11 protein-coding genes and 1 pseudogene are annotated in these 11,747 nt (G+C 37.9%); 6 read left to right on the forward strand and 6 right to left on the reverse strand.

Translation table 11 applies throughout. From position 1 onward, the window contains the following. Nucleotides 1-86 precede the first annotated feature (86 nt). Nucleotides 87-1,316, forward strand: coding sequence for a peptidase T (gene pepT, locus C9J38_RS17520; RefSeq protein WP_107208210.1), 1,230 nt, complete (start codon nucleotides 87-89; stop codon nucleotides 1,314-1,316). A gap of 65 nt (nucleotides 1,317-1,381) precedes the next feature. Here the strand turns inward: pepT and C9J38_RS17525 are convergent, their stop codons facing one another. Then, the gene (locus tag C9J38_RS17525) at nucleotides 1,382-1,627 is read right to left on the reverse strand and encodes a hypothetical protein (protein WP_107208211.1); all 246 of its coding nucleotides are present in this window, start codon (nucleotides 1,625-1,627) and stop codon (nucleotides 1,382-1,384) included. A 251-nt stretch (nucleotides 1,628-1,878) separates the two neighbouring features. Between C9J38_RS17525 and C9J38_RS17530 the strand changes: the two genes are divergently transcribed. Both C9J38_RS17530 and C9J38_RS17535 read left to right on the forward strand, forming a co-directional pair. Then, nucleotides 1,879-2,478 carry a sugar O-acetyltransferase gene (locus C9J38_RS17530; RefSeq protein WP_107208212.1) on the forward strand — a complete coding sequence of 200 codons (600 nt, stop codon included), beginning with the start codon at nucleotides 1,879-1,881 and terminating at the stop codon, nucleotides 2,476-2,478. Nucleotides 2,479-2,553: 75 nt separating this feature from the next. Then, nucleotides 2,554-3,348, forward strand: coding sequence for a Cof-type HAD-IIB family hydrolase (locus C9J38_RS17535; protein ID WP_107208213.1), 795 nt, complete (start codon nucleotides 2,554-2,556; stop codon nucleotides 3,346-3,348). Between the two features lie 65 nt (nucleotides 3,349-3,413). Here C9J38_RS17535 and C9J38_RS17540 read toward each other — a convergent pair whose 3' ends face one another. Next, entirely contained in the window at nucleotides 3,414-4,085 is a 672-nt protein-coding gene (locus C9J38_RS17540; RefSeq protein ID WP_107208214.1) for a flavin reductase family protein, read from the reverse strand. A gap of 164 nt (nucleotides 4,086-4,249) precedes the next feature. Next, complete coding sequence (locus C9J38_RS17545) at nucleotides 4,250-5,734, reverse strand: carboxypeptidase M32 (protein ID WP_107208215.1); 1,485 nt, start codon at nucleotides 5,732-5,734, stop codon at nucleotides 4,250-4,252. Nucleotides 5,735-6,091: 357 nt separating this feature from the next. On the opposite strand from C9J38_RS17545, the gene C9J38_RS17550 reads away from it, so the two are divergent. Beyond that, nucleotides 6,092-7,267 carry a D-alanyl-D-alanine carboxypeptidase family protein gene (locus C9J38_RS17550; RefSeq protein WP_107208216.1) on the forward strand — a complete coding sequence of 392 codons (1,176 nt, stop codon included), beginning with the start codon at nucleotides 6,092-6,094 and terminating at the stop codon, nucleotides 7,265-7,267. A 198-nt stretch (nucleotides 7,268-7,465) separates the two neighbouring features. After that, nucleotides 7,466-8,359: a tRNA 2-thiocytidine(32) synthetase TtcA gene (ttcA, locus tag C9J38_RS17555; RefSeq protein ID WP_107208217.1), complete on the forward strand. Its 894-nt coding sequence runs from the start codon at nucleotides 7,466-7,468 to the stop codon at nucleotides 8,357-8,359. A gap of 63 nt (nucleotides 8,360-8,422) precedes the next feature. On the opposite strand, the gene C9J38_RS17560 is transcribed toward ttcA, so the two are convergent. Continuing rightward, complete coding sequence (locus tag C9J38_RS17560) at nucleotides 8,423-9,181, reverse strand: hypothetical protein (RefSeq protein WP_107208218.1); 759 nt, start codon at nucleotides 9,179-9,181, stop codon at nucleotides 8,423-8,425. Between the two features lie 3 nt (nucleotides 9,182-9,184). Beyond that, entirely contained in the window at nucleotides 9,185-10,915 is a 1,731-nt protein-coding gene (locus tag C9J38_RS17565) for a trypsin-like serine protease (protein ID WP_107208219.1), read from the reverse strand. Between the two features lie 166 nt (nucleotides 10,916-11,081). Between C9J38_RS17565 and C9J38_RS17570 the strand changes: the two genes are divergently transcribed. Further along, on the forward strand, nucleotides 11,082-11,381 hold the full coding sequence (locus C9J38_RS17570; protein WP_107208220.1) for a hypothetical protein: 300 nt from the start codon (nucleotides 11,082-11,084) through the stop codon (nucleotides 11,379-11,381). Between the two features lie 44 nt (nucleotides 11,382-11,425). Here C9J38_RS17570 and C9J38_RS17575 read toward each other — a convergent pair. After that, a pseudogene (locus C9J38_RS17575) lies at nucleotides 11,426-11,620 on the reverse strand (universal stress protein); the annotation flags it as partial. Nucleotides 11,621-11,747 lie beyond the last annotated feature (127 nt).

Consider the following 11,747-nt stretch of genomic DNA (forward strand, 5'->3'; position numbering starts at 1 on the left):
TATTAAAACTGATACATCGCAAAAATAGTAATTAACTTATCCGTCATAATTTATTACGCAAATAAATAAGCTATGTAAGGTTAATGATGGATAAGTTACTTGAACGTTTTTTACGATATGTTCGCATCGAAACACAATCTGATGGTGATGTTGCATCATGTCCGAGTACTGCAGGGCAATTTAACCTTGCACAACAACTAAAATCTGAAATGGAAGAGTTGGGTTTATCTGATATTTCATTAGATGAACATTGCTATTTAATGGCACGTCTTCCTTCAAATGTTTCTGCTGATATTCCAGCTATTGGTTTTATTGCTCACATGGATACAGCACCTGATGCTTCAGGTCTAAATGTTAAACCACAAATTGTAGAAAACTATCAAGGTGGTGATATTGCATTAGGCATTGGTGATGAAGTGCTATCTCCCATTCAATATCCCGACTTAAATAAGTTACACGGTCACAATATTATCACTACCGATGGTACAACACTGCTAGGTGCGGATAATAAGGCCGGGGTTGCTGAAATCATGACTGCCATTGCGTATCTTGTGGCACACCCTGAAATTAAACATGGTGATATTTGTATTGGTTTTACACCTGATGAGGAAATCGGACGTGGGGCTGATCTCTTTGATGTTGAGAAGTTCAATGCACAATGGGCTTACACCATAGATGGTGGACCTATAGGTGAATTAGAGTTTGAAAACTTTAATGCAACCTCTGCTGATGTGATTTGTCATGGAACCAATGTTCACCCTGGAACTGCGAAAGGTAAGATGGTGAACTCAATGAACATTGCCGCGCAGTTTCAGTTAATGATGCCCAGCAATGAAACGCCAGAAGCGACAGAAGGGTATGAAGGTTTCTACCATTTAAAATCAATGAAACCATCTGTCGCTAAAACAGAGTTAGGTTATATCATTCGTGATTTTAGCCGTGAAGGGCAAGAACAACGTAAAGCCTTTATGCAGCAGAAAGTTGATGAACTAAATCTACAACTTGAAAAAGGGCGTGTAGAGTTAGTGTTAACCGATTCATATTTCAATATGCGTGAAATGGTAGAACCATATCCACATATCATTGAATTAGCGAAATCAGCAATGATTGAATGCGACGTACAGCCAGAGATCAAACCGATTAGAGGTGGTACAGACGGCGCGCGTTTATCATTTAAAGGATTACCATGCCCGAATATCTTTACTGGCGGATATAATTTTCATGGTATTCATGAGTTTATTACTGTCGAAGGGATGGAAAAGGCAGTAAATGTGATTATAAAACTGGTTGAAAAAACAACAGAAAAATATAGCTAATGCGTTGTAGCTAATTAAAGCCCCTAACATGTTTTAAATCATAATAAACGTGTTAGGGGGTTTTGTTATTCGTGATCTGTGCCTTTAAGTATTTCGTTTAGCTTTTTCAAAATAGTATGAACGGCGTGTCCTTTTGTGACTTCACCACCTTGCTCAACTTCAATTTTCTTTTTACCGTATAAGCCGGTTTCTTCTTCAGCGATATGAAGCCAGTCTGGATGCCAGTAAAAAGATTGACCGCCATCTGTGATCCAATTATGTACACCACAATTTTCACCACGGTAGTTAAGATCTTTAGCTTGGTAAGCCATACTTTATCCTTTGTTTTATAGTCAGTTATGTCAGAACAATATAGAAAATCAGAATACTAAACCGTGATCTAAGTATAATATTTATAGTGAATGTAACCAATTATTAATATAAATAATGGGATTAGATTCTCACGTTTCGTTCTGACTAACTGTATTTGTGATGAGCTTTTGAATCTCATTACAGCAGTCTTCCCAACCCAAATTGTCAGTATTATTCTAGCGTTATTATTAATGTCTTAATAAGGGCAACGATGGACACCCTCGAACAAGTTCATAGTCAAAAAGTCTATTTTTGTACCGATGAAGCGTTAGCAAATGCACAAGTACAATGTTTGGAAGTGCTGTATGACTTTAATCAAACTCGACCTTCTGAATATGATAAGCGGCAAGCTATCATGAAAGATTTGTTTGCTGCTGTGGGTGATAATTGCTACATCGAGCCACCGCTACGTGCTAATTGGGGAATCAATACACATATAGGCAATAACGTTTACGCTAATTTTAATCTTACCTTGGTTGATGATACCCATATCTATATTGGTGACAGTGTCATGATCGGACCTAATGTCACTATTGCAACAGCAGGTCATCCTATCGACCCTGATCTTCGTCGCGATGTGGCCCAATTTAATATTCCAGTGACGATTGGAAATAATGTCTGGTTAGGTGCACATGTGGTGGTTTTACCAGGTGTGACAATAGGTGAGAATACGGTGATTGGTGCAGGTAGTATTGTTACCAAAGATATTCCTGCCAATGTGGTTGCAGTCGGTAACCCTTGCCGAATATTAAGACCGATTACTGAGCACGATAAAGAGTATTACTATAAGAACCGCCGGATTCATGAGTAATTATTTCTATTCATTTACAATGATTGCTCTCTAACAGGTAAAATAGTGTGATAAACACTCAGTGGTAAAGGTTATATGACAGCTTCAATTAAATTTATTGCAACAGACATGGATGGCACGCTGCTTTGTGAAAAAAAGCAATTACCATCGGATTTTTATGATGTATTCAACCAACTACAGCAAAAGAATGTGCTATTTGCTGCGGCATCAGGGCGTCAATATCAAAGCCTAGTGAATACATTTGCTCCAATTAAAGATGATATGATCTTTATTGCTGAGAACGGTACATTAGTAATGTATCAAGGAAAAGAGTTGTATAGCTCAACTATCCCAACCAATGAAATTCACGATATTCTTAAAACTGTTAAGCAAGTACAGGACTGTGACATTGTGTTATGTGGTAAGAATGCAGCCTATACCGAAGCCACCAGCGAACAAGCTTTAGATGAAATTCGTAAGTATTACCATAATCTTGAGTTAGTTGATGATTTACTGGCTGTTGATGATGAGTTTATTAAAGTCGCGGTTTTAAATTTCAATGGTACAGAAGAGCATGTTTATCCAGTGCTATCACCGCAATTTGGTGGCACACATCAAGTGGTCGTAAGTGCGAAGATTTGGCTTGATTTAATGCATAAAACAGCGTCAAAAGGCGCCGCAATAAAGTACTTACAAAAAGAATTCGGTTTTACGTTCGAGGAGAGTATGAGCTTTGGTGATTTCTTCAATGATGTAGAAATGCTTAAAGAAACTTACCATAGCTATGCAATGGACAATGCCCATCCTGAGATAAAAAAATTAGCTCGATTTGAAGCGCCGAGTAATAACGAACAGGGTGTAATGACTGTTATTAAGAAGACAATATTATAATCAGCATCTTAATCTAAAGTTATAAGCCTCAATATATTGTTTTAACAATCATTGAGGCTCTACTTTTACTCTTTAATAAAAAAAGCATTACCATCAATATCGAGTGGTACGATAGGTTTATCGGGTTTTGCGTAACTTAAACGTCCAACACTTTGCGTTACGTGGTAGTTATCGAGTCCAGAAAGCGTCATTAAGTCTAGGCTTTCAATATTGATATAGCCATCTTTTCGAAGGGCGTATTTAGGTAAAATCACTCGCTCAATTTCCCCAATAATCATATATGTACCATTAGATGGAATAGGTATGATTTCTACTAACCTTAAGCCTATTTTTATTGGACTCTCTAATACAAATGGCGCATCAAAATGATTGTCATAGAAAGGGGTGAGACGCGTTTCATTAAATTCTGACACATCTTTAGGATAGCGAGCAGATGTTTGATGGGCTCGTTGGTAGAATTCCTCAGATACAGCGTTAATTGTGTATTGTTCGGTTTGCTGGATGTTTGTATAAGTGTGTCGTTCGACGGTGTTAGGACGTAATATAAAGCCTAATAATGCAGGTGATGATCCAAGATGGATAACAGAACTGACAATGGATACATTTTCATTTCCATCTTTATCTGTCGTTCCTATAAGGTTGGCGCTTTTAAAACCAGGTAAAGAGTTTATTAATTGAACTCTTTGACGTTTTTCCATTGTGTGAATATCACGTGTTGATAATCGAATATTATCCATATATTACCTCAGGTTTCTAAACGTTAAGTTTTTTACGCCTAATGACTGAGTGTGGATCACCTTGATAATATGAATAATAAAGAAATGAAAGAGTTATAAAGCCATAGTGAGTTATGGTTAACTACTTAAAACACTATGGCTAATATTTAACCTGATTTAATGCATCACTGGTTATAATGAGCCATTAAATGCTGTTTAAAGAAACGAGGATTTAATGTTTCGCCTGTCGCTTGTTTTACTAATTCATCCGTTGAAAGTGTACATCCTTTTGACCAGATATTCGTTTCAAGCCATGTAAAAATAGGGGATAAATCACCTGATGTAATTGCAGCTTCAACATCTACTACTTTCTTCATTGCAGCCATGAATTGTGCGGCGTACATAGCACCCAGCGTATAAGATGGAAAATAACCAAAGCTACCATCTGTCCAGTGAATATCCTGCATACAGCCATCTTTGAAGTTACCTTTCGTATCAATACCAAGATAAGCTTGCATTTTTTGATCCCAAATTTCAGGAATATCGTCAACTTCGATTATCCCTTCAATAAGATCACGTTCAATTTCATAACGCAGAATTACGTGGGCTGGGTAAGTTACTTCGTCAGCATCAACACGGATAAAACCCGGTTTAACGCGAGTATTAATAGTGTTGAGGTTTTCAGCCGTCAGCGCACTATCGGTTTCACGGTTAAATGTTTTCTGTGCTAATGGCGCCAATTTTTTCGCAAAATCAATATTACGTGAAAGCTGCATTTCAAAAAACAGCGACTGACTTTCATGAATCCCCATTGAACGAGCTTGGCCTACAGGCAGATCTCGCCATTGATGTGGTAAACCTTGCTCATAACGTGCATGACCAGTTTCATGAATAACGCCCATTAAGGCTGATGTAAAGTCAGTTTCGTCATAACGCGTTGTAATACGTACATCGGTTGATACACCACCACAGAATGGGTGAGTACTGATATCTAACCGCCCATGATTAAAATCGAAGTTTAATAGTTTCATGACGTCTAGACTAAGTGCGTTTTGCTCGGCAATCGGGAATGTTCCGGTTAAAGGCAATACGGCGTCATTCTTCTGCTTGTTTTGCACATCTTGAATAAGCTGCGGCAACCACGATTTTACATCAGCAAAAATACCGTCAAGAATTTCAGAAGTCATTCCTGGTTCGTAAAGATCGAGCAGGGCATCGTATAGACTTAATCCTGTTGCTTTAGAGCGAATAGCCGCTTCTTGACGTGCAAGTTTCACAACAGGAGCGAGGTTTTGTTTAAATCCTTCCCAGTCATTTTCTTTACGTTGGGTACGCCAAGCATGCTCACATTGTGAGCCTAATAAGGATTTTTGCTCCACTAGCTCGGCTGGTAAAATGTTATGCATCATCCATTGACGTTTTAACGCAGCAAGGCTGATACGTTCAGCATTAGATAATTGCTCTTTTTCTGCTTGTTCAAACCAATCAGCAAGATAACCAGCCGTTGATAATTCATGTGTAATAACCGCAAGTTCAGCCATTGCTTCCGAGCGAGCTTCAGCACCACCACTTGGCATCATTGCAGCTTGATCCCAACCACATATTGCGCTTAGATGACCTAAACGCGATAACTTACGAGCATGCTGTTCTAATTTTAGATAATAGCTCATTTCACATCCCTAATGTTTAGCTGTTAAAAACATCACTATATTATGTGTTACTTATTGAATAGTCAGTAAAAAAGTACGAAAGGTTCATTAAAATAGGGAAAAATTTATAACAACGTGAGCAATAATAAAAAAACACGATAGAGGCAGTATTAAACGTTTATATTTTTTTTTATTAACGCTATAAATGTAAAGATGGCGTGCAAATCGTAAAACAGTGTTACAAAAGGAAGTTTTTCATATTGCAAACGCTATAATGGGCCTCAACTAATATACCTATTTGAACTATTTTACGAACTTATGATGTTGTAAATAGTTATATTAGATTGTTTATCGTATTTTTAAGGGATTTTGCCTCAAATGAAAAAGACATCACCGCTTTTTTCTCTCGTTGGTGTAACTGCGCTTTGTACTGTGTCGTTTTCATCATTAGCAGCACCTTCTGTTATTCCAGATGCACCGACATTAAGTGCAAAGGGTTATGTATTGATGGACTACAATACAGGCCAAGTATTAGTCGAGAAGAATGCTAACGAAAAATTAAACCCTGCAAGCTTGACGAAATTAATGACTAGTTATGTTGCTGGTCAGGAAATGCAACAAGGCAATATCAGTAAAGATGATATTGTTGTTATTAGCCGTAACGCATGGGCACGTAATTTCCCTGATTCTTCGAAAATGTTTATCGAAGTAGGGAGTGAAGTACCACTAATGGACTTGTTCCGTGGTTTGATTATTCAATCAGGTAACGATGCAAGTGTTGCACTTGCTGAACACGTAGCTGGCTCTGAGCAAGCATTTGTGGGTTTAATGAACTCATGGGCTAAAAAGCTAGGAATGAATGCTACACATTTTGCGAATCCTCATGGTTTAGATCACAGTGATCTTTATACTACACCGTATGATATTGCATTATTAGGCCAAGCGTTAATTCGCGACTTACCATCAATTTATCCGCTGTACAGTGAGAAATCATTTACATATAACAATATTACTCAACGCAACCGAAATGGTTTGTTATATGATAAAAGCATGAATGTTGATGGCATGAAAACCGGCTACACAAGCGGTGCAGGATATAGCTTAACAAGTTCTGCAACTGAAGGTGACATGCGTTTAATTGCGGTTGTGATGGGAACAAAAAGTACCAAAACCCGTGAAAGAGAAAGTAAAGCCTTACTAAATTACGGTTTCCGATTTTTTGAAACAGTCGTGCCACATAAAGCTGGCGATAAAATCTTATCTGAACGCGTATGGTTTGGTAATAAAGAGAACGTTGAGTTAGGTGTTGATAGTTCAAGCTATGTGACATTGTCACGTAACGACACCAAAAAATTGACAGCAAGCGTTGAGCTTAATGGTGAACTTGATGCACCGATCGAGAAAGGTGAAGTCGTCGGTAAGGTACTTTACTCTGTTGATGGTAAAGAAGTTGCGTCTCAACCACTTGTTGCATTAGATTCAGTTGAACAAGGCAGTATTTTCAGCCGCCTTGTTGATCATGTTAAAAAGTTCTTTGCTGGATTATTTAGTTAATTTAATCGCTTTTTAAGGTTAAAGACTCGTATACAAAGAAGCTCGGTTTTAGCCGAGCTTTTTTGTATCTATTTATCCAATGACGGTTTTCCGTAGTTTACTATTTCCTGTTGAGTCTAAAATCCGTATAATTCACGCCCTATAAATTCTTATCCAGCAATTCTACTGTCGGGATTACCGACGGTGAGAGAAGTAGTAATGAATCAGACAGATAATCGTAAAGAAGTACTTGAATTTAATAAGCTGCAAAAGCGTCTACGTCGTAATGTCGGTAACGCCATTATTGACTACAACATGATTGAAGAAAATGATGTTGTGATGGCATGTATCAGTGGCGGCAAGGACTCATTTGCGATGCTGGATATCTTATTGAACCTGCAAAAAGCAGCACCGATCAATTTTGAAGTTGTTGCGGTTAACTTAGATCAAAAGCAACCAGGTTTCCCTGAGCATATTCTGCCAGAGTACTTTTCTAGCTTAAATATCCCATACTATATCGTAGATAAAGACACTTACTCTGTAGTGAAAGAGAAAGTGGAAGAAGGTAAAACAACCTGTGGTCTTTGCTCTCGTTTGCGCCGTGGTACGCTGTACTCTTTTGCTGAGAAAATTGGTGCAACTAAGATCGCACTAGGGCACCACTTAGATGATATCGTTGAAACATTATTCTTAAACATGTTCCACGGCTCTCGTTTAAAGGCAATGCCGCCTAAGTTACGTTCTGATGATGGTCGTAATGTTGTTATTCGTCCATTAAGTTACTGTCGTGAAAAAGATCTAATTAAGTACGCAGAGCATAAAGCCTTCCCAATTATTCCTTGTAACCTGTGTGGCTCTCAAGAAAATCTGCAACGTCAAAGTATTAAAGCGATGTTAATTGATTGGGACAAGAAAACACCAGGTCGCGTAGACGCTATCTTTAAATCTATCCAAAACATCAGTCCAAGCCAGTTAGCTGATAAAAATCTATTTGATTTTGTTAACTTGCCATTAGATCGTGAAGGTGAGAAGGCTGAGTATGCCTTTACTGAAGCGACGGTTTCTTCAACAAACATTGATGAGTCGATGTTTATTGATGTGACTAACGTTTAGTCACTACGTTGTTAAAATAATGGGCTAATAAACTTTGCCAAATACGACAAAGAATTTAGCCCTTTATTTAAGAAGCTCAGAAAACGCCTCACTGTTTCTTTTTACTGCATTATCGTTGTTACTCATCAACTGACTTTTACTGGTTATCCATCCTTTATTATTCACGGTTCTTAAGTGGTATTCGTCTTTATTGTCAGTAATAAACGAACCTTCTGTTAAGTTACTTATTTGTGTAATCTTCCCTATATCTTGGCGTTGTGTGTTTTGAAGATCCCATGATGTTACCTTGTCACTTATTGTATTTATCTTTGATATTATTATTTGTTGTTCAGCACCATTTGGCATGGTGAAAACTAAGCTATCACCAATAGTTAAAATACTGAGTAACTCATCATTTATTTCCACAATACTTTCAATCGGTAGTATTGATATTCCTTGTTCTTGTTTCACTTTGTCTAGTAAATTGGGGCGGTAAAGCCAGAGATCTTCGCCTGTTAATAGATTAATCGGTGTATCAATTGTTGTCGCTACTTGATGATCATAACTATGAAGTTGTGGGTTACCTTCTAGATCTTCTTCAGCGACATAAGAAGGATCATCAATGATTATTTCTTCTTCCATACTTAATATTTTAAAATCTTTGGGCGCTTCAGCAACCTCATAAAGGTTTTTTGTTAATTGATTCTTATTTATTGTACGTGATGTATCACTTACAATTTCAGGTGTTTTTATTTCGTTAGTTGTTTTGTCGGGTTTAAAAATAAAGACACAGAGCAACCCAACAATCAGCGCTAAACCAGTATATTGGATCACTCTTTTCATACATTACTCGGTAATATTTAATTTAATATCAAGGTGTAAGTCTTTAGTGAAACCACGCTTATGTAAGCCCTTCACGTTAACGGATAAAGATCCAGAATATTCACCAATAGGTAAATCTTTATTGTCATCAGCGATAAAGCTCACACGTAACTCGCCATAAACAGGGCGCATATAACGACAATAGGCGGCATTGTTCATTATTGTCCACCCACAACCCATATAGCGTTCTCCGCGCAACATAATAGTTTGTTGTTCTCCGGTTTCTGTATTCGTTACATTTACTTTCAAACGACTATAACCTCGGTTATAGCGACGCCAAACCACACGATTACGGTTCATTTTATTATCGGATAGATAATATACGCTGCCATAAACATCTTTTTCATAACGAGGAGAAACGTAAGGTGTTGAATCAGTAATGACTCCGTCACTTGGAAGTGCTGAAGTAATCTCGATATTTGTTGCAACGGTTACTTCATCTGAGTAAGAGCGGTTATAGAGACTTTTTACCATTAAACTAAAATCACCACTGTAAGTACCGATAGGCAATGTCGGATTATCTGCTTGAATAAATTCTAGTTTAAGTTGACCTAAGTTTGGCGCAGGGTAACACCATGCACTGTTATTAATACGTCCCCAGCCACAATGTGTTTTACGTTGACCTCGCAACCAGACTTCATGTTCTGTATTGTTTTCTTTTTGGGTTAATGCAACGGAAAATTTGGTCATTTTTCGTGGATAACGCCAAACAAATCGTTCAGGTCCAGAAACAACATTGTCGCCCTTAACATAATAAACAGAGCCTCGTACACTTTGCTCTAAAGGATCGGTTTCTATCGGTGCTTCATGGGTTAATAACCATGCAGGTTCCTCAACTGGCGGCTCATCTTCAATATCATCTACGGTTTTTAATACAGGAACGACACCTTTTAACCAATCAATATGTAAAGCAATAGGGACGTGACCTGAATACCCATATTGCCAGCCATACCACCATGACGAAATACCGACAGCAACAGGGTGTTCATTCCGTTGTTGCCAAATCGCAGAGCCACTATCACCTGGGCTTGCAAATGCCCATGCGTCTGTATTCTCAATGGCCTGATTAATTAAACAGTCTTGGTAATAATAACGAATATGTCCTTCACCATGTCGCTTACCAATATAGCCAAGTTGACCTAATGAACGTGAACCGAAGATACCAAATCCTGTGAAGGTAGTAGGGTTAAGTAGCAAATCAGTATTTAAATTATTGTCGACAAACGGTTGCTTAATGACATCACCATTTGCATCTAGGGGATCGGAGACTTTCGGGATTTTTGCGACCGCTATGTCATCACTGCAGCCAGTAAAGGTACGAAAATAGTTAGTAGAAATACCTGCAGCAATAATCGTCCCATCTTGTTGTTTAAACGAGACATATTGACCTGAATATTCTGAAGAATCAGAGCCTGATAAACAGTGTGCAGCCGTTAGTACATAGCTATGAGATTCATCACTCCCAAGCCATGTACCTGAACAATATCCGCTACCAATCACTAAACCGACGGAGCGAAATTGTTCAACATTCGCATTTTGTTCTAATACGCTACTAACATTATTGACGACACTTGGATCTAAACTTCCTCCTAATTCAATGTATTTACTATCGTTAATGCCTAATGAAAAAGCAGAAGCTGAAAACAACAGGGTGAGACAGCATATATAACGACTTAAAAAATGATAACTATTCATGACGTTAACCAGCCTAAAACGGTGTGTTTTTAAGAGTAGATTATCAATAAGAAGTCATTTTTATCAAAAATAAGACATTGTCAGTGGCACAACACATACCTAACAATATTCTTTGTGTTTTTAAGCTGATAACATGATTGGAAATATTTCGACGATAGAGACATGCATGTTACGCAGTATTTTAATCACAACGAGCCTTGTATTCATGGTGGGTTGTAGCTCTCATCAAGCACAAGAATTGGGGCTAGGTGGTGGGCAAGTTAATGGCTATGCGCAAAATATGACAAATGCTCAATTGTGCAGCATTTATTTAAAAGAACGGACGTCAAATCAGACTCGATCAGCTATTGCTTCTGAATGGAGTCGTCGCAAGTTAAGTCGAGCATATTGTAAAGAAAAAGCCAATGAGTGGTATCTTACCAAATTTGCCAAATGGCTAACGCTACAAGAATCTGAGAAGAAATAAATCGCATTCTATAAGAGAAAGGCCTCAATAGAGGCCTTTCTTACTTAATCGATATTAGGTGCTAATGGACTAACGTACCCATCAGGTTTTAAAGCTAATAAATCACAATTTAAACTATCAATCGTATTTTCAGCGGTATTTCCTATAAAGACAGCCGATAATCCAGTCCGACCTGTTGTTCCTAATATAACAAGTTCTGCTTTTATATCTTCAGCAACTTGAGGAATAATATCTTCAGGTTGTAGTGGTACATTAAATTTGGCCACCTACTCAGAGGTGATATCATCACCTCTTAACATGGATAGGTGACATCATGACAAAACGAACAAGACGATTATTTAGTGCTGAATTTAAATTAGAGGCAGC

Origin of the sequence: Photobacterium sp. GB-210, assembly GCF_003026075.1 — a bacterium.
GTDB lineage: Bacteria > Pseudomonadota > Gammaproteobacteria > Enterobacterales > Vibrionaceae > Photobacterium.

Coding starts and splice junctions, on each gene's coding strand:
- C9J38_RS17565 (WP_107208219.1), bottom strand. CDS start 10,915: ATGAATAGTTATCATTTTTTAAGTCGTTATATATGCTGTCTCACCCTG.
- C9J38_RS17525 (WP_107208211.1), bottom strand. CDS start 1,627: ATGGCTTACCAAGCTAAAGATCTTAACTACCGTGGTGAAAATTGTGGT.
- pepT (WP_107208210.1), top strand. CDS start 87: ATGGATAAGTTACTTGAACGTTTTTTACGATATGTTCGCATCGAAACA.
- C9J38_RS17550 (WP_107208216.1), top strand. CDS start 6,092: ATGAAAAAGACATCACCGCTTTTTTCTCTCGTTGGTGTAACTGCGCTT.
- C9J38_RS17570 (WP_107208220.1), top strand. CDS start 11,082: ATGTTACGCAGTATTTTAATCACAACGAGCCTTGTATTCATGGTGGGT.
- ttcA (WP_107208217.1), top strand. CDS start 7,466: ATGAATCAGACAGATAATCGTAAAGAAGTACTTGAATTTAATAAGCTG.
- C9J38_RS17560 (WP_107208218.1), bottom strand. CDS start 9,181: ATGAAAAGAGTGATCCAATATACTGGTTTAGCGCTGATTGTTGGGTTG.
- C9J38_RS17530 (WP_107208212.1), top strand. CDS start 1,879: ATGGACACCCTCGAACAAGTTCATAGTCAAAAAGTCTATTTTTGTACC.
- C9J38_RS17535 (WP_107208213.1), top strand. CDS start 2,554: ATGACAGCTTCAATTAAATTTATTGCAACAGACATGGATGGCACGCTG.
- C9J38_RS17545 (WP_107208215.1), bottom strand. CDS start 5,734: ATGAGCTATTATCTAAAATTAGAACAGCATGCTCGTAAGTTATCGCGT.
- C9J38_RS17540 (WP_107208214.1), bottom strand. CDS start 4,085: ATGGATAATATTCGATTATCAACACGTGATATTCACACAATGGAAAAA.